Origin of the sequence: Glycomyces arizonensis DSM 44726, from assembly GCF_000482705.1 — a bacterium.
Classification (GTDB): Bacteria; Actinomycetota; Actinomycetes; order Mycobacteriales; family Micromonosporaceae; genus Glycomyces; species Glycomyces arizonensis.
This window is the reverse complement of sequence record NZ_AXWO01000001.1, coordinates 181,679-202,790: the sequence shown is the minus strand read 5'-3', so window position 1 is coordinate 202,790 and position 21,112 is coordinate 181,679. Positions and strand designations below refer to the sequence as shown.

The 21,112-nt window shown below is 69.6% G+C and carries 21 protein-coding genes; 12 read left to right on the top strand and 9 right to left on the bottom strand.

Going from position 1 to position 21,112, the window contains the following annotated elements:
* Window position 1: 1 nt before the first annotated feature.
* The 10 genes from ilvN (at window position 2) to H613_RS0100860 (ending at window position 6,550) form a co-directional block, all read left to right on the top strand.
* Window positions 2-520 (top strand): acetolactate synthase small subunit, encoded by a 519-nt coding sequence (gene ilvN, locus H613_RS0100905; protein ID WP_026922302.1) that lies wholly within the window; start codon window positions 2-4, stop codon window positions 518-520.
* Between the two features lie 25 nt (window positions 521-545).
* A complete protein-coding gene (gene ilvC, locus H613_RS0100900; protein WP_026922301.1) occupies window positions 546-1,556 on the top strand; it encodes a ketol-acid reductoisomerase in 1,011 nt (336 codons plus the stop codon).
* A 155-nt stretch (window positions 1,557-1,711) separates the two neighbouring features.
* Complete coding sequence (locus H613_RS0100895; RefSeq protein ID WP_026922300.1) at window positions 1,712-1,966, top strand: type II toxin-antitoxin system VapB family antitoxin; 255 nt, start codon at window positions 1,712-1,714, stop codon at window positions 1,964-1,966.
* Window positions 1,963-2,391, top strand: a complete 429-nt coding sequence (locus tag H613_RS0100890; protein ID WP_026922299.1) for a type II toxin-antitoxin system VapC family toxin — start codon at window positions 1,963-1,965, stop codon at window positions 2,389-2,391. Before H613_RS0100895 ends, H613_RS0100890 begins: the two co-directional genes overlap by 4 nt.
* A gap of 210 nt (window positions 2,392-2,601) precedes the next feature.
* Window positions 2,602-2,892, top strand: a complete 291-nt coding sequence (locus H613_RS32755) for a type II toxin-antitoxin system HicA family toxin (RefSeq protein ID WP_084546192.1) — start codon at window positions 2,602-2,604, stop codon at window positions 2,890-2,892.
* A complete protein-coding gene (locus H613_RS0100880; RefSeq protein WP_026922297.1) occupies window positions 2,889-3,275 on the top strand; it encodes a hypothetical protein in 387 nt (128 codons plus the stop codon). The genes H613_RS32755 and H613_RS0100880 overlap by 4 nt, the downstream gene beginning before the upstream one ends.
* Window positions 3,276-3,440: 165 nt before the next feature.
* The gene (gene miaB, locus H613_RS0100875) at window positions 3,441-4,925 is read left to right on the top strand and encodes a tRNA (N6-isopentenyl adenosine(37)-C2)-methylthiotransferase MiaB (RefSeq protein ID WP_026922296.1); all 1,485 of its coding nucleotides are present in this window, start codon (window positions 3,441-3,443) and stop codon (window positions 4,923-4,925) included.
* A 35-nt stretch (window positions 4,926-4,960) separates the two neighbouring features.
* Window positions 4,961-5,764: a class I SAM-dependent methyltransferase gene (locus H613_RS0100870; RefSeq protein ID WP_026922295.1), complete on the top strand. Its 804-nt coding sequence runs from the start codon at window positions 4,961-4,963 to the stop codon at window positions 5,762-5,764.
* Window positions 5,765-5,808: 44 nt separating this feature from the next.
* A complete protein-coding gene (locus H613_RS30565; RefSeq protein WP_156925756.1) occupies window positions 5,809-6,165 on the top strand; it encodes a FitA-like ribbon-helix-helix domain-containing protein in 357 nt (118 codons plus the stop codon).
* Window positions 6,113-6,550: a type II toxin-antitoxin system VapC family toxin gene (locus H613_RS0100860; RefSeq protein ID WP_156925755.1), complete on the top strand. Its 438-nt coding sequence runs from the start codon at window positions 6,113-6,115 to the stop codon at window positions 6,548-6,550. The genes H613_RS30565 and H613_RS0100860 overlap by 53 nt, the downstream gene beginning before the upstream one ends.
* Before the next feature lie 285 nt (window positions 6,551-6,835).
* Here H613_RS0100860 and H613_RS0100855 read toward each other — a convergent pair whose 3' ends face one another.
* From H613_RS0100855 to H613_RS0100840, 4 genes are all read right to left on the bottom strand, one after another.
* Window positions 6,836-8,707 (bottom strand): ABC transporter ATP-binding protein, encoded by a 1,872-nt coding sequence (locus tag H613_RS0100855; RefSeq protein WP_035735470.1) that lies wholly within the window; start codon window positions 8,705-8,707, stop codon window positions 6,836-6,838.
* Complete coding sequence (locus H613_RS0100850; RefSeq protein ID WP_084546190.1) at window positions 8,704-10,419, bottom strand: ABC transporter ATP-binding protein; 1,716 nt, start codon at window positions 10,417-10,419, stop codon at window positions 8,704-8,706. The genes H613_RS0100855 and H613_RS0100850 overlap by 4 nt, the downstream gene beginning before the upstream one ends.
* A gap of 227 nt (window positions 10,420-10,646) precedes the next feature.
* Entirely contained in the window at window positions 10,647-11,390 is a 744-nt protein-coding gene (locus H613_RS0100845; protein WP_035735467.1) for a tyrosine-protein phosphatase, read from the bottom strand.
* A gap of 169 nt (window positions 11,391-11,559) precedes the next feature.
* On the bottom strand, window positions 11,560-12,777 hold the full coding sequence (locus tag H613_RS0100840; RefSeq protein WP_026922290.1) for a DUF349 domain-containing protein: 1,218 nt from the start codon (window positions 12,775-12,777) through the stop codon (window positions 11,560-11,562).
* Window positions 12,778-12,975: 198 nt separating this feature from the next.
* Here H613_RS0100840 and miaA point away from each other — a divergent pair, with 198 nt between their 5' ends.
* A complete protein-coding gene (miaA, locus tag H613_RS23630; protein WP_051392775.1) occupies window positions 12,976-13,941 on the top strand; it encodes a tRNA (adenosine(37)-N6)-dimethylallyltransferase MiaA in 966 nt (321 codons plus the stop codon).
* 25 nt (window positions 13,942-13,966) lie between these two features.
* On the opposite strand, the gene H613_RS0100830 is transcribed toward miaA, so the two are convergent.
* From H613_RS0100830 to nadA, 5 genes are all read right to left on the bottom strand, one after another.
* The gene (locus H613_RS0100830) at window positions 13,967-14,962 is read right to left on the bottom strand and encodes an aldo/keto reductase family protein (RefSeq protein WP_026922289.1); all 996 of its coding nucleotides are present in this window, start codon (window positions 14,960-14,962) and stop codon (window positions 13,967-13,969) included.
* 72 nt (window positions 14,963-15,034) lie between these two features.
* Window positions 15,035-16,117, bottom strand: a complete 1,083-nt coding sequence (locus tag H613_RS0100825; protein ID WP_156925754.1) for a WG repeat-containing protein — start codon at window positions 16,115-16,117, stop codon at window positions 15,035-15,037.
* A 128-nt stretch (window positions 16,118-16,245) separates the two neighbouring features.
* Window positions 16,246-16,893, bottom strand: coding sequence for a DUF3043 domain-containing protein (locus H613_RS23625; protein ID WP_051392774.1), 648 nt, complete (start codon window positions 16,891-16,893; stop codon window positions 16,246-16,248).
* A 106-nt stretch (window positions 16,894-16,999) separates the two neighbouring features.
* A complete protein-coding gene (murA, locus tag H613_RS0100815) occupies window positions 17,000-18,331 on the bottom strand; it encodes a UDP-N-acetylglucosamine 1-carboxyvinyltransferase (RefSeq protein WP_035735665.1) in 1,332 nt (443 codons plus the stop codon).
* 189 nt (window positions 18,332-18,520) lie between these two features.
* Complete coding sequence (gene nadA / locus H613_RS0100810; protein WP_026922286.1) at window positions 18,521-19,687, bottom strand: quinolinate synthase NadA; 1,167 nt, start codon at window positions 19,685-19,687, stop codon at window positions 18,521-18,523.
* 137 nt (window positions 19,688-19,824) lie between these two features.
* On the opposite strand from nadA, the gene H613_RS0100805 reads away from it, so the two are divergent.
* On the top strand, window positions 19,825-20,940 hold the full coding sequence (locus H613_RS0100805; protein ID WP_026922285.1) for a glycerate kinase family protein: 1,116 nt from the start codon (window positions 19,825-19,827) through the stop codon (window positions 20,938-20,940).
* Window positions 20,941-21,112: the final 172 nt, after the last annotated feature.

Sequence of the window (21,112 nt, the reverse complement as noted above, 5' to 3'; positions counted from 1 at the left end):
GATGAGCACGCACACCCTGTCGGTCCTCGTCGAGAACAAGCCGGGCGTCCTCGCCCGCGTCGCCGCCCTGTTCTCCAGGCGCGGGTTCAACATCGACTCCCTGGCCGTCGGCGAGACCGAGCACCCCGGCGTCAGCCGCATCACCATCGTGGTCGACGTCGAGCCGGGCTCGCTCGAGCAGGTCACCAAGCAGCTCAACAAGCTCATCCACGTCCTCAAGATCGTGGAGCTCGAGGCGGGCGCCTCCGTGCAGCGGGAACTGCTGCTGGTGAAGGTCCGCGCCGAGGCCGCCACCCGCGGCCAGGTCGTCGCCGCCGCGAACCTGTTCAAGGCCAGGTCGGTCGATGTCACACCCGACACGGTCACCTTCGAGGTCACCGGGAGCTCCGACAAGATCGAATCGTTCCTCGAAGTCCTCGAGCCGTTCGGCATCAAGGAGCTCGTCCAGTCGGGGACCGTCGCTCTGGGGCGCGGGGCCAAGTCGATGGCCTCGCTGTCCCGCTACGTCTCACCGAGCTAAGTCAAGTAAGGAAGAAATCAGACACATGTCCGCTGAAGTGTTCTACGACGACGACGCCGACCTGGCGCAGATCCAGGCCAAGAAGGTGGCCGTCCTCGGCTACGGCTCCCAGGGCCACGCCCACTCGCTGAGCCTCCGCGACTCCGGCGTCGAGGTGGTCGTCGGTCTCCAGGAAGGCTCCAAGTCGCGTCCGAAGGCCGAGGAGGCGGGCCTGAAGGTGCTCACCCCGGCCGAGGCCGCCGCGTGGGCCGACGTCATCATGATCCTGGTCCCCGACACGATCCAGGCCAAGCTCTACGCCGACGAGATCGCGCCGAACCTGGCCCCGGGCAAGAGCCTGTTCTTCGGCCACGGCTTCAACATCCGCTACGACCTGATCCAGGCCCCGGCCGACGTCAACGTCGCCATGGTCGCGCCGAAGGGCCCGGGCCACATGGTCCGCCGCCAGTTCGTCGACGGCAAGGGCGTGCCCGCGCTGGTCGCGGTGGAGCAGGACCCGTCGGGCGACACCCAGGCCGTCGCCCTGGCCTACGCCAAGGCCATCGGCGGCACCCGCGCCGGCGTCCTGAAGACCACCTTCAAGGAGGAGACCGAGACCGACCTGTTCGGCGAGCAGGTCGTCCTCTGCGGCGGCACCGCCGAGCTCATCCGCGCCGGCTTCGAGACCCTGGTGGAGGCCGGCTACGCGCCGGAGGCCGCCTACTTCGAGTGCCTGCACGAGCTCAAGCTGATCGTGGACATGATCTACGAGGGCGGCCTGACGAACATGTGGTACTCGGTGTCCGACACCGCCGAGTACGGCGGCGTCTCGCGCGGCTCGCGGATCGTCAACGACGAGACCCGCAAGGAGATGAAGCGCGTCCTGACCGAGATCCAGGACGGCACCTTCGCGAAGGAATGGGTCGCCGAGTCCGAGAAGCGCGAGAACTTCAAGAAGCTCCAGGCCGTCCAGACCGACAACCAGCTCGAAGAGGTCGGCAAGAAGATGCGCGACCTCATGCCGTGGGTCCAGCGCAAGATCACCGAGACGGCGTAGCCGCACCGTAGCGTCTCAGCTCTGCCAGCCCCGTGCAGCCTCTGGCCGCACGGGGCTTCTCATATGCGTACGCGCCTTGGGGCTCGCGTCCGAGTCGCAGGCTCGACGAGATGATCCGTTTATAGAATTCTATATTGAACGGTAGAATGACGGACATGGCATTGAGCATCAAAAGCCCCGCGGCCGATCAGCTCGCCCGTGAACTTGCGGCGGCCACCGGGGAATCCCTGACGGAAGCCGTGGAGACGGCGATCCGCGAACGATTGGATCGGCAGGTTCGCGGCGTTCGCCCTCGGCGCATCCATCGCCGGTTGAACGCGCTCCGCGCCGAACTGCGGACTTTGCCGGTCGTCGACGATCGCGCCGGCGATGACATCCTCGGCTACGACGAGCACGGCCTGCCCGCGTGACCGCCGCCGACTACTTCGTCGTCGACACTTCCGCGGCCGTCGCCGTCTTGAGCGACGAGCCCGGCGCCGAGTGGCTGGCCGACATGCTCGCGCAGGCCACTGCGGCGGTCATGCCCGCGGCGACTTACCTTGAGCTCGGCATGGTCCTGGAGTCCCGCTTCGGGCTGCTGGGCACCGGAGCCGCCGCTCGGTTCGTCCGCGACGCCGAAATCGAGATCGTCGATGTCACCGCCGGTGCCGCTGAACGGGCGCTCGAAGGATGGCGCAGATTCGGCAAGGGGCGCCACCCTGCCAAGTTGAACTTCGGTGACTGCATTGTCTATGGCGTGGCCGCCGATCTCGACCGGCCGGTCCTGTGCGTCGGCGAAGGCTTCGTGCACAGCAACATCGCCGTCCTGCGGCCGCCATCTGAACCCGGCCCGTAGAGGCGCGTGTTTCGTTCCGTCGCTGGATCCGGCGCAAGATCATTGAGACGGTGCAGCCGCGAAGTGATCCGGCGGTACGGCACCGAGACGGCTTGACCGCAGGCACGCTGCAAGGCCGGGAGCCGCTTCTCCGTCGGTGCTGTGGAGGCTGTCACCAATCGCATCGGGCGGCACCAGCCGATACCGGCCTTGCCGTGTCGTCATCAGACGATGACTTGGCATGTCAGTTGCTCTAGGCCCCTAGAGATCGATACTCTAGGGGCGATAGAGTCGCATGCCATGATGATGGCCGTACCGATCAAGCGGCGAGAGGTCGTGACCGCACTGCTCAAGGCCGGTTGCTCCCCGCGAGGCACCGCCAAGCGGGGAGGCCACGAGATCTGGAAGTGCCCGTGCGGTGCGCACACGACGGCGCTGCCGCGACATCGGGACATCAGTCCCGGGACCTGCGCCAGCATCATCCGGCATCTGGCATGCCTGGAGGAGGGGTGGCTTCGATGAAGAGCTATACGGTCACTGCGACGCGTGTCCACGGTTTGTGGGAGCTCGATGTCCCCGACGTCGGCATCACCCAGTCGACCACCGCCGGCGCCGCCGAAGAGATGGTCCGCGACTACCTCGACTGCCTCGGCGCGACCGACGCCGACATCGCACCGATCACCATCGTCTGGCGCATCGCTCCTGAAATCGACGCCCGCATCGCCGCCGCCAGAGCGAACGCGGCGAAGGCCGCCCAGCTCCAAGCGCGGGCTTCGAACATCAACCGAGAGACCGTGCTGCTGCTCAAGAGCGAGGGGATGACCGGTCGTGACATCGCGGCGGTCCTCGGCATCTCGGAGCAGCGTGTCTCCCAGCTCGCGAAGTCGGCGGGCAAAGCCGCCTGACCGGCACGGGGACCGGCGTGCGCGGTCAGGCGCGTGTGTCGCCGATGCCGTATCGCCGATTCATCGGCGCAGCGCCGAGACCGCTCGGCAGGCCGGTCGGGAGGGCCGGGAACGAACGGATCCCGGCCTTTTTCGTGTGATGCGCCTCGCGTCTATCCTGGGGGAGTGGCTGAGACAGGTGTGAAGACTTACCAGGTGCGGACGTTCGGGTGCCAGATGAACGTCCACGACTCCGAGCGGATCGGCGGCCTCCTCGAGGAGGCCGGCTACGTCCCCGCCGAGGGCGGCGCCGACCCCGACCTGGTCGTGTTCAACACCTGCGCCGTGCGCGAGAACGCCGACAACAAGCTCTACGGCAACCTCGGCCACCTGCGCCCCGCCAAGACCGCCAACCCCGACATGCAGATCGCCGTCGGCGGCTGCCTCGCCCAGAAGGACCGCGGCGAGATCGTCAAGCGCGCCCCCTGGGTGGACGCGGTCTTCGGCACCCACAACATCGGCGCGCTCCCGACCCTGCTCGAACGCGCGCGCCACAACAAGGCCGCCGAGGTCGAGATCCTCGAATCGCTCGAGGTCTTCCCCTCGACGCTGCCCACCAAGCGCGAGTCCACCTACTCCGGCTGGGTCTCGATCTCGGTCGGCTGCAACAACACCTGCACGTTCTGCATCGTCCCCTCGCTGCGCGGCAAGGAGAAGGACCGCCGCCCCGGCGAGGTCCTCGCCGAGGTCCGCGCCCTGGCAGCTGAAGGCGTCTCCGAGGTGACCCTGCTCGGCCAGAACGTCAACACCTACGGCGTCGAGTTCGGCGACAAGTACGCCTTCGGCAAGCTCCTGCGATCCTGCGGCGAGATCGACGGGCTCGAGCGCGTCCGCTTCACCAGCCCGCACCCGCGGAACTTCACCGACGACGTCATCGCCGCGATGGCCGAGACGCCGAACGTCTGCCACTCGCTGCACATGCCGCTCCAGTCCGGATCGGACCGCGTCCTCAAGGAGATGCGCCGCTCCTACCGCTCGAAGAAGTACCTGGAGATCCTCGACAAGGTCCGCCAGGCCATGCCGGACGCGGCCATCACCACCGACATCATCGTCGGCTTCCCCGGCGAGACCGAAGAGGACTTCCAGGCCACGCTCGACGTGGTCGAGGCCGCCCGCTTCTCCAGTGCCTTCACCTTCCAGTACTCGATCCGGCCCGGCACGCCCGCCGCCGAGATGGAGCACCAGGTCCCCAAGGCCGTCGTCCAGGAGCGCTACGACCGCCTGGTGGCCCTCCAGGAGCGCATCTCCTGGGAGGAGAACCGGAAGCTCGAAGGCGCCGAGGTCGAAGTGCTCGTCACCGTCGGCGACGGCCGCAAGGACGAGGCCACCGGCCGCATGACCGGCCGCGCCCGTGACGGGCGGCTCGTCCACTTCGCGGCCGGTGCGGGCGTGCGCCCCGGCGACGTCGTCACCACCGCCGTCACCTACGGCGCCCCGCACCACCTGGTGGCCGACTCGCCGATCCTGGCCCACCGCCGCACGAAAGCGGGGGACGCCTGGGAGGCGGGCACCGCCCCGAAACTGCCCGGTGTGCGCCTCGGGATGCCCACGATCGGCCGCAAACCGGCCGCCGCGGCCGAACCGGACGGCTGCGCCTGCGGTAGTCACTGACCGCTTCGGCGCCGGGAGTGCCAGAATGTGTCGGTATGACACAGGATTCAAGCGCTCAGGAACGGCGCGACTTGATGTACGGCGAGCACGATCTGAGCTCGCTGGCGATCTTCTCCGGTTCGTTCATCAACTACGGGTACTGGACCGGCGCGCAAGGGGACCGGCCGATCACGGTCGATGAGCGCACCGAGAGCCAGGCGGAGATGTACCGCCAGGTAGTCTCGCGGCTCGAACCCCGACTGGGCGACCGACTGCTGGAGCTGGGCTGCGGCATCGGCGTGGGCGCGGCCATGGTGGCGCACGAGTTCGGCGTCATGGTCACCGGCCTCGACCGCTCGGACGAGCAGCTCGAACGCGCGCGGGACGTGAACGCCGAGGCGATCGCGGGCCTGCCCGACCGCCTGTCGTTCGAGAAGGGCTCGGTCACCGATCTGCCGGTGGCCGACAACGCCGTCGAGGGCGTCTACGCCGTCGAGATGCTCCAGCACGTCGACGACCTCGCCCAGACCGCCCGCGAGGTCGGCCGCGTGCTGCGCCCCGGCGGCCGCTTCGCGACCGCCGGGTTCTTCGCGCCCGAGGCCGGCCGGACGCCGATCGCCGAGCTGATCGAGACGGTCGAGTCGGGCATCGACGTGATCCGCCCGGTGGGGGAGTTCGCCGCCGACCTCGGTGACGCGGGCCTGGAGGACGTCCGGGTCGATTCGATCGGCGAGCACGTCTGGCCCTACTTCGACCGCTGGGTGGCCCAGACCGAGTACGCCGACTCCTGGGGCCGCAACTGGCTGCGCTGCTACGAGAACGGCTGGATCGACTACTACATGGTCACGGCCCGCCGCTGAAAACATGAAGCTATCACTTCTTTTAAAGTGATAGTATCGATGGCGTGAAACAGCTGCTGCTTCGTGTCGACGATGAACTCCATGCTCGGCTCAGCGAGCGCGCGAAGCGTGAGCACCGGTCCGTGAACGCCATCGCGAATGAGATCCTCTCGGTCGTCCGCGAAGACGACCGGCGCTCGCTGGAGGAGCGGGTCAAGGCCAGAGCCGCCGCGCTCGGTGTCCTCGCGACCCCGCTCCGGCCAGTCGAGAAGACCGAGGACATCGATGCACTGCGGGCGCGCGCGATCGAGTCGATGCGAGGAGCCGGTCGGATCCTCGATGCAGTCCTCGACGAGGATCGAGACCGCCTTGATCGTTTATGCCGATTCCTCACTGCTGGTGCGCGCCTACCTGCCCGATGAGCAGGACCACGCCAGGGCCTGTGCACTGCTTCGCGATCGGGACACCGTGGTCGTCACAGGGACCTGGACTCGCATCGAGGTCGCCGGGGCGCTCGTGCGGGCGGCCCGGGCGCATCGCGGCGACCAGATGCTGATGCTCGATTCCTGGGAGCGGGACACTGGTCCCGAGGGGCCCGTCACCGTCCTCAGCGCTCCGCAGGAGGCCCTCGAAGCGGATGCCCACGACCTCGTGATCACTTACGGCATCCGGGCCGTGGACGCTTGGCACCTGGCATGCGCCTCGATCGTGGTTCCCCAGATCGCGGGGGACGAGCCCGTCGCGTTCGCCTCCCGCGACAAGGAGCAGGCCGAGGTGGCCGCCGCCCGCGGTTTTACCCTCGTTTAGGCCGAGGCGCTGAGGACGAACGATCGGATGCTTCGCGGTGCCGTTCTACGGCCCATTTGAGGACGGTGTTCACCGTGCACTCCACGGAATCGGTACCGATGATTTCAGCCGCTTGCGCGACGAGTTCGCCATCGAGATAGAGGACCGTCCTTGACATGTGTTGAACGTAGCCGCCGAATGGCGCAGCGCCGCGAGTCTACGAGGGTGTGTCGCGAACATCGGCCAGTAGCAGGAGTGGCGCATGCCGAGCTCTGCTGGGCGGCGAGGCCGTCGAACGGTCTTGTGTTAAACGAGGCTGGCCTCCCACTGGCGGTGGAGTTCGGCGTAGTTGCCTCCGGAGTCGATCAGGGCCTCGGGCGGGCCGTCCTCGATGATGCGGCCCGCCTCCAGGACCAGGACGCGGTCGGCGATCTCGACGGTCGAGAGGCGGTGGGCGATGATGATCGCCGTCCGGTCGGCCAGGATCGTGCGCAGCGCGCGCTGCACCAGCCGCTCCGAGGGGATGTCGAGCGAGGAGGTCGCCTCGTCGAGGATCAGCACGCGCGGGTCGGCCAGGAACGCGCGCGCGAAGACCACGAGCTGCCGCTGGCCGGCCGAGAGCCGCCCGCCCTTCTTGCGCACGTGCGTGTCGTAGCCGTCGGGGAGCGCGTCGATGAACTCGTGCGCGCCCACCACCTTCGCGGCCTCGACGATCTCCGAGCGCGGCGCGCCCGGCTTGCCCAACTCGATGTTCTCGGCGATCGTGCCGTTGAACAGGAAGTTCTCCTGGGTGATCATGACGACCTCGCCGCGCAGGTCCGCCTCGGACAGCTCGCGCAGGTCCACGCCGTCGAGCGTGACCGCGCCGCCCTTCGGGTCGTAGAAGCGGCTCACCAGCTTCGCGATCGTGGTCTTGCCCGCGCCGGTCGCCCCCACGAGCGCCACGGTCTGGCCGCCGGGCAGGTGCAGGTCCAGGTTCGGCAGGACCACCTTGTCGTCGCGGTAGTAGAAGGTGACGTCGTCGAAGCGCAGCTCGCCGCGCGGGTGCTCGATCGTGCGCGGCCGCTCGGGCTCGGCCACCTCGATCTCCTCGTCGAGGACGCCGGAGAGCTTCTCCAGGGCGGCCGTGGCCGACTGGAGCACGTTGTAGAACTGCACCAGCTCGTTCAGCGGGTCGAAGAACCGCTTCATGTAGAGCAGGAACGCGGCCAGCACGCCGACCTCGGTGTTGCCCTGCATGACCTGCCAGCCGCCGAACGACAGCACCACCACCGTCGCCAGGTGCCCGATGCCGCGCATCCCCCCGGCCATGATCGCGTTCTGCTGGTGGCCCTTGGCCTGCGCGAACCGGTTGTCGGCGTTGAGGCGGCCGAAGATGTCGCGGTCGCGCTCCTCGCGCCGGTAGGCCTGCACCGCGCGGATGCCGCCCATCGACTCCACGAAGTAGACGATGAGGACCGCGACGGTCTCGCGGGCCTTGCGGTAGGCGATCGCCGAGACCCGGCTGAACCACTTGGCGAGCAGGAGCATCAGCGGGAACGTCAGCAGCGACACGGCCGCCAGCACCGGCTCGATCACGAGCATGACGACGGTGATCGTCACGACGTTCATGGCCGCCAGCACCAGGTCGTCCACGCCGTTCTCGGTCATCTCCCGGATCGACTCCATGTCGGAGCTCTGGCGCGCCGTCACGCGCCCGGAGGTGAACCGCTCGTGGAAGGAGACCGACAGGCGCTGGAACTTCCAGAACACCCGCTTGCGCAGCGCGTACAGCATCGTGTTGCCCACCCGCGCCGACTGCACGGTGTAGAGCCGCACGCAGACGTATTCGAGCGAGGCGCACAGCGCGAACGCCACCGCGATGACGACCATGATCGTGTAGTCGCCGTGGTCGGTGACGGCCGGGATGCCGTGGTCGATGCCGTACATGACCAGGATCGGCGTGGCCATCGTCGCCACGTTCTGGCCCACGAGGATCGCGACCAGCGCCGCGATCGACTGCTTGTGCGGCCGGATCATCGAGCCGAGCAGCCGCCTGCTGCGCTCGCGCAGCCGCTTGATCGCCTCGGCGTCGTCGAGCTCGGCGCTGGTGCGCTCGGCGTCGGCCTGCTCGGACCGGCCGCGCCAGGCGGCGTGCTTGTCCTGCTGCGCCGGTATCTGCTCCTGTTGCAGCGTCATGCCGCGACCTCCTCGGATTCGGCTGAGAGCACGTCGACGTATGCGGGGCTGGTCTCCATCAATTCGGAGTGCCGCCCCACGGCGGCGATGCGTCCCTCGTGGAGCAGCGCGACCCGGTCGGCCAGCGCCACGGTCGAGGGCCGGTGGACCACGACCAGCGCCGTCGTGTCCTTGAGGACCTGCTCCAGGGCCCGCTCGACCAGTTCCTCGGTGTGGACGTCGAGGGCCGAGAGCGGGTCGTCGAGCACCAGCACGGCCGGGCGCACCACGACCGCGCGCGCCAGGGCCAGGCGCTGGCGCTGCCCGCCCGACAGCGACAGTCCCTGCTCGCCGATGCGCGTGTCGAGCCCGTACGGCAGGTCGTACACGAACTCGGCCTGAGCGACGCGCACGGCCTCGGTCAGGTCCTCCTCGCTCGCGTCGGGCCTGCCGAGGGCGAGGTTCTCCCGCACGCTCATCGAGAACAGCGTGGCCTCCTCGAAGGCGGTGGTGACGACCTGCCGCAGGCTCCCCAGCTGGAGGTCGCGGATGTCGGTCCCGTCGAGGGTGATCCGCCCGCCGGTGGGGTCGTTGAGGCGCGAGGGCAGGGAGACCAGGGTGGTCTTGCCCGAACCGGTCTTGCCGGCGATGGCGAGCGTCTCGCCGGGCCTGACGTCGAGGTCGACGCCGCGCAGGACCTCGCCGCCCTCGTCGTAGGCGAACCTGACGTCCTCGAAGGCCAGCCTGCCGCGGACGGTCGAGCGGTCGACGGCCCGCGCGCCGGGCCGGTCGCGGATGTCGGGCTCGGTGTCGAGCACCTCGTAGATGCGGTCGGCGGCGGTCATGGCCTCGTTGCCGTGGGCCATGACCCACCCGGCGGCCTCGATCGGCCACAGCAGGTTGAGCTGGAGCATGATGAACGCGGTCAGCTGCCCGACGGTGAGCTGGCCGTTCGCCACCATGATCGCGCCGGTGACGAGGGTGGCGCCGAGCATGGCCGAGGCGATCGCGCCGAAGGCCGACCAGGAGCGGGCGGCGATGACGCTCTTGCGGATGCCGAGCACGCGCAGGCGGTCGGCCTCCTTGTCGAAGCGGGCGGCCATGAGCGGGCCGCGTCCGAGCGCCTTGATGGCGCGGATGCCGTTGGCCGACTCCTCGGCGGCGCTGGAGACCTCGCCGGACTGGTCCTGCTCGGCGCGGGCCGCCGGCAGGAAGCGCTTGAAGAAGTCGCGTCCGATGAGGAACAGCGGCACGGCCGCGACGGCGACGATGAGCGCCAGCCGCCACTCGATCCAGAACAGCTGGACCATGATGATGGTGATCATCCCGGTGGAGGTGATGGCGAAGACCAGGCCGCCGGCGAAGAAGCGGCGGACCATGCCGAGGTCGACGGTGACGCGCGCGAGGAGCTGGCCGGTCTGCCACCGGTCGTGGAAGCCGGTGTGGAGGCGCTGGAGGTGCTCGTAGATGTCGTCGCGGATGTCGGCCTCGATGGCCATGGCCGTGGCGGTCTGGAAGTAGCGCCGGGTGAGGTTCAGCAGGGCGTCGAGGGTGCCGACCGCGGCGATGGCGGCGATGAAGCCCCACAGCGCGCCGAGGTCGCCGTCGGTGATGGGGCCGTCGATCGCGGCGCCGACCAGCGGCGGGACGGAGAGTCCCGCGCCGATGTTGAGGAGCACCATCGTCCATAGTGCTCCGAGACGGAAGCGGTAGGAGTGGAGGTACTGCCGCATCCTCCACAGGTTCGCCAGAGGGGACCGGCGATCGCTCGGATCGCCGGTATCGGACTGCTTTGGAGATGTGATGCGCACTGAACCCACCCGGCCACCGTACGGTGGCCGGGTGACCAGCGGCAAGCGATTTTCTAGCCGCGCGGCTAGTTGTTCGGTGAGAAGTGGGTCACGTTGGGGTCCCGGTCATCGGATTCGACGCTCTTCGATGACCGGAGGTGTCCGCGCGGCTACTCCAGGAGCAGCTCGCGGAGCCGGTCGGCCTTGTCGAAGCCGATCGCCCTGGCGTAGGCGCCGAGGGACCCGAACCGCGCGTTCATCTCGTCGAGGGTCTCGCGCATGGCCTCGGCGGGGGTGCGCAGGCCGCGGTCGACGGTGGGCTTGCCGACGTTGGCGTCGCGCCACGCCCGCCACCGCGTGATGCCCACGTTGGACAGCTCGTAGTCGGCGGCGATGTCCTCCTCGTCGACCCCGAGGAGCGAGAGCAGGAGCGCCGCGATGATCCCGGTGCGGTCCTTGCCGGCCATGCAGTGGAAGACCACCGGCTCGCCCAGGGCGATCACCTCGAGCGAGTCGCGGATGGCCCGGTAGCCGGCCTCCATCATGCCCGAGTAGCGCTGCCGCAGGAACGTGACGATCTCCTCCTGCGGAGAGTCGTTGTACACCTGGAGCTCGACCGACTCCCAGGCGATGTGGAGCAGCTCGAAGTGGTGGAACGTGACGCCCTCGGTCTCGGGGAAGCGGCCGGTCTGCTCCAGCTCGGCGGGGCGGCGCAGGTCGATGACGTGGCGCACGCCCAGCTCGTTCACGACGTAGTCGATGTCGGCCTCGGTGGCCTGGCCGAAGTTGTCGGAGCGGAAGACCCGGCCGCTCCTCACCTTCTTGCCGCCTGCGGCGTCGAGGCCGCCGAGGTCGCGGAGGTTGAAGACCTGCTCGGTGGGGAGGAACTGCTGCGGGAGGGTTTCCAAGGTCATACGGCTGCCTTCCTGTCGGCGGGGTGTCACGCCCGGGGACGTGTCGCGCCGGTCCGCGCGATGTCACCGTGAGTATTGTCCCTCACGGTGAAAACGGCGTGAACCGGTACAGTCCACGCCGTCGTAGGTCTTCTATTATCCAGATTTCCGGGGAACGATCGACCGCGAATTACTTCGAGCCCTCGGCCAGCTGCAAGAACTGCTTCTTGCCCGCCAGGTCCGCCTCGGCCTTCTTGATGCGGCCCGCATTGCCGTCGGCCTTGGCCCGCTCGAGCTTCTCCTCGGCCTCGGCCACCTGCTGCTTCATCTGCAGCAGCAGCGGGTTCTCCTCGACGGGGACCTTGCGCCACGCCGTGTCCAGCGCCTCGCGCAGCTTGTCCTCGACGACTCGCAGCCGCCGCTGGAGCTTCGCCTGGTTCTTGCGCGGGACGGCGCCGGTGTCGTGCCAGCTGCCCTGGATCTCCCGGAACGCGGCCTGCGCGGCCTTCGGGTCGGCGGCGATGTCGAGCGCCTCGGCGCGCTTGAGCAGCTCCTCCTTGGCGGCCTGGTTGGCCTCCAGCTCCGCGTCGCGGGCCGAGAAGACCTCCGAGCGGGCGTTGAAGAATACGTCCTGGGCGGCCCTGAACCGCTTCCAGGCCTTCTGCTCGGCGTCGGGCGCGAGCCGCCCGGCCTCTTTCCACTCGGCCATGAGCCCCTTGAGCCGGTCGGCCGTCGGACCCCAGTCGGTCGAGGTCGACAGCTCCTCGGCGGCGGCGATGAGCTCTTCCTTCTTGGCGGCGATCACCTTGCGCTCGGCGTCGAGCTGCGAGAAGTAGGCGCCGCGGTGCCTGGTGAACGTGTCGCGGGCGGCCGAGAACCGGCGCCACAGCTTCTGGTCGGTCTTGCGGTCGACCCCGTGGATCGACTTCCACTCCTCGACCATCTCGCCGAACCGCTGCCCCGAGGCCTTCCAGTGGCTGTCGCGCTTGGCCAGCTCCTCGGCCTCGGCCACGAGCGCCTCCTTGGCGGCGACCGCCTCGGCCCGCTCGGCGTCCTTGGCGGCCTTGAACTCGCCGACGCGGTCCTCGGTGTGCTTGGACAGCTCGTCGAGCCGGGCGCCGAGCGCGTCGACGTCGCCGACGACGGCGGCGGTGTCCAGGCTCTCGCGGAGCTTGCGCAGCTGCGCCGCGGCCTGCTCCACGTCGGCCGAGTCCGAGTTCACCCGCGCCGCGATGAGATCGACTTCGACCACCAGGTCGGCGTACTTGCGCGCGAAGTGCGCGAGCCCCTCGTCGGTGGAGCCGGCCTGCCAAGAGCCGACCGCGCGCTCGCCGGAGGAGGTTTTCACGTAGACCGTGCCATCGGCGTCGATGCGGCCGAAGCGGGTCCAGTCTCCGAGGTCACTCATCGCGGTAATCTCAAATCCTTCACACGAACTAAGGGACGTACTTCCCGTACCTTACGGTGGTTGCCGGGTCGCTGCCAGCCGGGGCCGTCCGCCTGAAAGGACGAACGGTGCCAAACCGCGCGGTCCGGCGGACAACGGGTCAGGCGCGCCTGCCTGCCCACACGAACCGAAGGGGTATTCAGTTGACGGTGCGACGTTATGGCCCGTAGGACCGACCATGGGGGCGGCGGCACCTCCACCCTACAGCCGACGGTGATCGCGGTGGTAGGCCCTACCGCGGCCGGGAAGACCGCGCTGTCGGTCGCGCTGGCCCGCAAGCTGTCCGCAGAGGTGGTCAACGCCGACTCGATGCAGCTGTACCGCGGGATGGACATCGGCACCGCCAAGATCACCGAGGCCGAGCGGGACGGGATTCCTCATCACGTCTTCGACGTCCTCGACGTCACCGAGGCCGCCGACGTCGTCCGCTACCGCTCGCTCGCCCGGGCCGCGATCGACGGCATCGCCGCCCGCGGCAAGGCCCCACTGCTCGTGGGCGGCTCGGGGCTGTACGTGCAGGCCGCGCTCGACGCGATGGACTTCCCCGGCACCGACCCCGCGGTCAGGGCCCGCCTGGAGGCCGAGCTGGAGCGCGAGGGCCCGGCCGCGCTGTGGCACCGGCTGCGCGAGGCCGACCCGGCCGCGGCCGAGGCGATCCTGCCCTCGAACGGGCGGCGCCTGGTGCGCGCGCTGGAGGTCGTCGAGCTCACCGGCTCGTTCACCGCCTCACTGCCCGAGCCGAAGGCCCACTACGAAGCGGTGCGCATCGGCGTCGACCTCGACACCGAGGTGCTCGACGAGCGCATCGAGCGCCGCGTGGCGGCCATGTGGGACGCCGGGCTCGTCGACGAGGTCCGCCGCCTGGAGGCCGAGGGGCTGCGCGAGGGCCGCACCGCCTCCCGCGCGCTCGGCTACCAGCAGGTGCTCGCCTTCCTCGGAGGGGAATACGACGAGGACGAGGCCTTCCGCCGCACCGTGCAGGGCACCCGCCGGTTCGTGCGCCGCCAGCGCTCCTGGTTCAAAAGAGACGGCCGCATCGAATGGCTCGATGCGGCCGATCCCGAGCTGCTGGAGCGGGCGAGCGCGCTCGCCCGCTCGGGGATGGCGGCGGACAGGAACGCCTGAATCCGGCCGCCGCCAGTGCGGTCCCTTACGGGCGCGGCTTCGGGCTCTGCGTCTTGTTCGGGTCCTTGACCGAGACCGGGTCGAGAATCTCGTTGACCTTGTCGTAGACCTCGGCGTCGAGCCTGACGCCGACGGCCTTGACGTTGCTCTTGACCTGCTCGGGGCGGGTGGCGCCGATGATCGCGGCCGAGACGTTCGGCTGCTGGAGCACCCACGCCAGCGACAGCTGCGCGAGGGTCAGGCCCGCCTCCTCGGCGACCGGGACGAGCTGCTGGACGCGCTCGAGCACGTCGTCCTCCAGCCAGCCGGAGACGAAGTGCCCGAACTTGGGGTCGGCGCCGCGCGAACCCTCGGGCGCGCCCTGGCCGGGCTTGTACTTGCCGGTCAGGACGCCGCCGGCGAGCGGGGACCACACGATCTGGCCGATGCCCAGCTCCTCGCAGGCCGGGATGACCTCGTCCTCGATGACCCGCCACAGCGGCGAGTACTGCGGCTGGCTGGAGACCAGCTGGATCTTCAGGTCCTTCGCATAGGCGTGGGCGCGCCTGATCTGGTCGGCGGTCCACTCGCTGACGCCGATGTAGTGGGCCTTGCCGGCGTGCACGACGTCGGCGAAGGCCTGCATGGTCTCCTCGAGCGGCGTCTCGTGGTCGTAGCGGTGGGCCTGGTAGAGCTCGACCCGGTCGGTCTGGAGCCGCGCCAGGGAGTTGTCGATCGACTCCTTGATGTGCTTGGCGCCCAGGCCGCGGTCGTTCCTGCCCTCGCCCATCGGCCAGTAGACCTTGGTGAAGATCTCCAGGCCGTCGCGGCGCTCGCTCTTGAGGGCGCGTCCGAGGACCTCTTCGGCGGCGCCGTGGATGTAGGCGTCGGCGGTGTCGAAGGTGGTGATGCCTTCGTCGAGCGCGGCCTGGACGCACGCGATCGCGGCGTCCTCCTCGACCTGTCCGCCGTGGGTGATCCAGTTGCCGTAGACCATTTCAGAAATAACGAGGCCGGAACGGCCGAGATGACGAAACTCCATGCCGATGAGCCTACCGGCCGCTCGGCTAGTGTCAACGAAACGAAAATCACAGGGTTGTAGAAAGCGCCTGCTCTACAGCGGTCCGTCGTCGATCGACACGGCCGCGTCCAGGGTCCGGACCGCCTCGGCTCGGTCTACTCTGGGCGGTATGAGCTCGGTGCCGTCGAGCCCGAGCGTGCCCCACGTGTAGCCGTCCATGGAGACGAGGAACCCCGCCGGGTGGACGGCGATGTGCTGGTAGCGCGGCGCCACGACCACGCGCCCGGAGCGGTGGACGACGCCCGAGCGCCCGCGCTGGGCGGCGACGGCCACGCCGCCGACGAAACCGGTCACCGTGCGGCCGTCCACAGTAGGCGTGTCGAGGGAGCTGTAGAGCATGGGCACGACGACGGTGCCCTGCTTGTCGATGGCGCCCCAGTCGGCCTGGCAGACCGCGGCCACGCCGCCGCGGAAGTCCCCGGCCTGGCTGAACGCCGCCTTGACCACCGGCCGCCCGTTCGGCCCGAGGTAGCCCCACCGCCCGGTCTGCTGGTCCTGGTAGCGGTCGGGCGCCGGATGCCCGGCCCGCTCGGGCCACCCGCGCGGCCCCGGCCCGAAGCCGCCCTTCGCGGCCAGCTCCTCGGCCAGACCGAGCGCCGTCTCGACGATCTGCATGACGAAGCCGTGCGGGTTCTGCTCGCTGGCCCGCTGGAGGTGGATGAGGCCCTCGGTGACGCGGCCCTGCGAGAGGCACGACAGCGCGGCGTAGGCGCGCACCGCTCCGGTCAGCGTGCGGGGGAGCTCCCCGGCCTCGGCCAGCGCGAACAGCTGGTCGGCCTCGGCGTAGCGGCCCTGGACGCGGAAGACCTGGCCCAATCGGGCCCGGGCGGGGGCGAGCAGGAGGTCCGCGCCGACGGCCTCGGCGTACTTGACCGCGGCGGCGGCGTCCGCCTCGGCGCCGTCGAAGTCGCCGAGCACCCGCATGGTGACGGCCCGGACGCCGAGCAGCCGCGACTGGTCGGCCTCGCCGCCGTGGCGGGCGAGCCGCTGGCCGGCCTGCTCGCGGATCTGCTGGAGGCCGACGGTGTCGGCGATGGCGTGGCGCAGTGTGGCGCGGTCGAGGGGTCCGAGGGCGCGGACCAGCCCGGCACGCAAGTCCGCCGCGACATCCACCACGTTGACTTCTTTCCCGGTAACTGAGGGTTACGACATTCAGATTAAGCCATCGGGGACCCGGAGGCGAGTGGCGAAGACGCCCGGTCCCGGTGACTCGCAGGGGCGCTGTCTCGGATCGTGCCCGAGCGCTACCTGACGACCTGGCCCAGGTCGTCCTCGGTGGCCTTGTAGCTCATGCGCGGCTTCGGGGTGCGCATCGAGCGGAACATGATCGACCGCTGAATCGCGTACCAGTACAGGCCGCCCTTGCGCTGCTTCGTGTTCGGGAACCGCTTCCACACCAGCTTGCGGACCTTGCGGCACAGGAAGTACGAGTCCAGGACGAGGCCGGCCATCATGGCCACCCACACCAGCATGAGGATGCCGACGGCGTTCAGGAAGATGTTCGTGGCCAGCAGCAGGACCATGGTGAACGCGAAGAAGTACTGGGCGACGGTGCGCCGCGAGTCGACGATGTCGCGCACGAGCAGGCGCTCGGGGCCGCGGTCGCGCGGCAGGTGGTACTTGTCGTAGAGCGGGTCGCCCTTCCACTGGCCCTCGGCGATCCGGGCGCGCTCGCGGCGCACGTCGTCCTTGGCCTGCTTCTTCTGCTCGGGGCTGAGCTTGGACGACTTCGCCTGCTGCCTCGCTTCCTTCGCGGTGAGCGGCGGCTTGGCCGGGGGACGGGCCTTGGCCTGCTTGACCTGCTTCGGGGTGGCCTTCCCCTTCTTATCGGTGGCGGCGGCCGGCTTCGATTCCTCGACGGCCGGAGCCTGCTCGGCGGACTTCTTCCCCACGGGGCGATCGCCCTTCCTCAACTCGCGACGGCATGCTGCCCTCCAGCATACCCAGCGTTCGGAGCCGCTGATCCGAGCGGCGCTCGGGCCGCTCGGCGGTGACCCGCTAAGCGGCGGCCGGGGCCGGGCGCTCGATCTTGGCGCCGAGGCCCTGGAGCTTCGCCTCGAAGTTCTCGTACCCGCGCGTGATGTAGCGGTCGACGCCGTAGACCCGCGAGGTGCCCTCGGCGGACAGGGCCGCGATGAGGTGGCTGAACCCGGCCCGCAGATCAGGGATCTGCAGGTCGGCGGCGTGGAGCTTGCTCGGCCCGGCGATCACGGCCGAGTGCAGGAAGTTGCGGCGCCCCCACCGGCACGGGGTCCCGCCCAGGCATTCGGAGTACAGCTCGATGTTCGCGCCCATCTGGCGCAGCTCGGAGGTGTAGCCGAGCCGGTTCTCATAGACGGTCTCGTGCACGATCGACAGGCCGTCCGCCTGCGTGAGGGCGACCACGATCGGCTGCTGCCAGTCGGTCATGAGGCCCGGGTGCACGTCGGTCTCCAGCGCCACCGGCTTGAGCGGGCCGCCGGGGTGCCAGAAGCGGATGCCGCCCTCGACGGGGTCGTCGTCCACCTCATAGGCCCCGCCGATGGAGCGGAAGACGTTGAGGAACGTCATCATGTCCGCCTGCTCGGCTCCCCGCACGAACACGTTGCCCTCGGTGGCCAGCGCCGCCGACGCCCACGAGGCGGCCTCGATGCGGTCGGGGAGCGCCCGGTGGGAGTAGCCCTTGAGCTCGCCGACGCCGACGATCTCGATGACGCGGTTGGTGTGGACCTTGATGATCGCGCCCATCTTCTGCAGGATGCAGATGAGGTCGACGATCTCCGGCTCGATCGCGGCGTTGCGCAGCTCGGTGGTGCCCTCGGCCATGACGGCGGTGAGCAGGACCTGCTCGGTGGCGCCGACCGACGGGTACTCCAGGGTGTACTGGATGCCGTGGAGGCCGTTCGGGGCCGACAGGTGCGTGCCCTCGGGGCTCTTCTCGACGACGGCGCCGAACTCGCGCAGCGCGTCGAGGTGGAAGTCGATGGGGCGCCCGCCGATGTTGCAGCCGCCGAGGTCGGGGATGAAGGCGCGGCCGAGGCGGTGCAGGAGCGGGCCGCACAGCAGGATCGGGATGCGGCTGGTGCCGGCGTGGACGTTGATCTCCTCGACCCCGGCCGACTCGACGGAGGTGGGGTCCATGTACAGGGTGTCGCCCTCGAGTGCGACGTCGACGCCGTGGACGCGCAGCAGCCCGGTGACGACCTCGACGTCGCGGATGGCCGGGACGCCGCGGAGGACCGAGGGGGAGGTGCCGAGGAGCGCGGCCACCATGGCCTTGGACACGAGGTTCTTGGCGCCTCTGACGGTGACTTCGCCCTGAAGCGGAGTTCCGCCGTGGATGATCAGCATGTCTTCCGGGGTGGTCGCGGTGCCGCTCAACAGGTCTCCTCAGATGGGTGGATAAGACCGGGGTCGTCGCCCAACGATAACGGAACGGCCACGACCAGAACCCCCAGGCCAGGGGATAACCGACGGTGATCATAGGCACTACTGGAGCGCGCAACCGCATTCCCGTCGGAATCGTGTGCCGTCCGCGGCTCAGGGCAGTTCCAGCATCCTGTCGAGCGCCGCCCGCGCCTGCTTGGCGGTCTCGGCCTCCACGGTGATCTGGTTCGGGACGCGCCCGGCGACGAGCTCTTCGAGGGCCCACACCAGGTGCGGCAGGTCGATCCGGTTCATCGTCGAGCAGTAGCACACCGTCCGGTCCAGGAACGAGATCTCCTTGTCCGGGTGCGCGTTCGCCAGGCGCCGCACCAGGTTCAGCTCGGTGCCCACGGCCCAGGAGCTGCCGGGCTCGGCCGCGTCGAGTGTCTTGATGATGTACTCGGTCGAGCCCACGTGGTCGGCCGCCGCCACCACCTCGTGCTTGCATTCGGGGTGGACCAGGATGTTGACGCCGGGCTTGCGGGAGCGCATCTCCTCGACGCACTCGAGCGTGAAGCGCCCGTGCACCGAGCAGTGGCCCTTCCACAGGATGATCTTCGCCGCGCGCAGCTCCTCGGCGGTCAAGCCGCCGTTCGGCTTGTGCGGGTTGTACAGCGCGCAGTCTGCAAGGTCGAAGCCCATCTGCCCGACCACGGTGTTGCGTCCCAGGTGCTGGTCGGGCAGGAACAGGACCTTCTCGCCGCGCTCGTAGGCCCAGCGCAGCGCCCGCTCGGCGTTCGAGGAGGTGCACACCACGCCGCCCTCGCGGCCGACGAAGGCCTTGATCGCGGCCGAGGAGTTCATGTAGGTCATCGGGACGGTGGCCTCGGCGACGCCCGCGGCCGCCAGGTCCTCCCAGCACTGCTCCACCTGCGAGGCGGTCGCCATGTCGGCCATCGAGCAGCCCGCGGCCAGGTCGGGCAGGATGACCCGCTGGTGGTCCCCGGTGAGGATGTCGGCCGACTCGGCCATGAAGTGGACGCCGCAGAAGACGATGTACTCCGCGTCGGGGCGGGCCGCGGCCTGCTGGGCGAGTTTGAAGGAGTCGCCGGTGACGTCGGCGAACTGGATGACCTCGTCCCGCTGGTAGTGGTGCCCGAGGACGAAGACGCTGCCGCCGAGGGCCTCCTTGGCGGCGCGGGCGCGCTCGACGAGGTCGGGATCGGAGGGCGCGGGCAGCTCGCCGGGGCAGTCGACGCCGCGCTCGGAGTCCGCATCGGTGCCTCGGCCGAGCAGCAGGAGCGCGGTCTGGGTGGGAGCAGGTTCATTGAAGCCCGTCATGGCGACGATTCTAATGGCTCGCGAACGGTTGTCGGATGCTCGCGAGTCCGGGTGTGCGCCGTGTGATCCGCTCGGTGCCCCCTAAGTGCTTGGCAAGCGGTTACACACGGGTTCGGGGCATGGATTAGGCTCTCGGTGTGCGCATCCTCATAGCTCCCGACAAGTTCGCCGGCACCATGACCGCCGCCGAGGCCGCGAGCGCCATCGCCGACGGCTGGCGACGCGCCCGCGGCGCCGACACCGCCGCCGAGCTCCCGCTCGCCGACGGCGGCCCCGGCTTCATCGACGTCCTGGAAGCAGCGATCCCCACGGCCGCAAGGCGAACGGTGGACGCCTGCGACCCGCTCGGCCGCCCCGTCAAGGCCGACTACCTGCGTGAGGGCGGCACCGCCTACGTCGAATCGGCCGCCACCTGCGGCCTCCACCTGCTCACCGCCGCCGAACGCGACCCGCGCCGCACCACCACCTACGGCCTCGGGCAGGTCATCGGCGCCGCCATCGAGACCGGCGCGCGGCGCGTCGTGGTCGGCCTCGGCGGCTCGGCCACCAACGACGCGGGCACCGGCATGCTCACCGCCCTCGGCTACACCTGCCGCGACCTCGCCGGCTCGGCCCTCCCGTACGGCGGCGCGGCGCTCGCCGCCTGCACCTCGATCGACGGGCTCCCGCGCACCAGGGGGGTGGAATTCGTCGCCGCCACCGACGTCGACTCCCCCCTGCTCGGCCCGCACGGCGCCACCTACATGTTCGGGCCGCAGAAGGGCGCGGGGAAGAGCGACCTGCCGCTCTTGGAGGCGGCGCTGGCGAACTTCGCCGAGATCGCCGAACGCGACCTCGGCCCCGTCGGAGCCTCCGGTTGGCCGGGCGCGGGCGCGGCGGGCGGCCTCGGTCTGGCCTTCTTCCTCCTCGGCGGCCGCCGCGCCTCGGGCGCGAAGCTGACGTGCGAGGCCGTCGGCCTGGACGCCGCCGTGGCGGCGTCCGACCTCGTCATCACCGGCGAAGGCTCCTTCGACGCCCAGAGCCTGCGCGGCAAGCTCGCCGCAGAGGTCGCCTCGGCGGCCGCGGCCCACGGCAAGCCGTGCCTGGTGCTGGCGGGAAAGTCGGACCTCGACGAGCACCCGGACCTGGCAGGCGTCCACTCGGTCACCGAGCTGCTCGGCAGCGTCGAGAAGGCGATGAAGGCCCCCGCGGAGGGTCTGAGGGCCCTTGCGGAATCGGTCGCCCGCACCTGGCCCGGGTCAGAGGAGTCGTAATACAACCCCGCCCAGCGCCCGGATTCGGCACATAAAGTATAGCCTATATCCTATAATATATTTATAGGTTATAAAGTATAGGATGTAAGCCGGACATGGCTGTGCGGCGTCTTCGCCGCCGAGCCGCCGAGCCGCCGAGCCGCCGCGCCGCCGAGCCGCCGAGCCGCCGAGC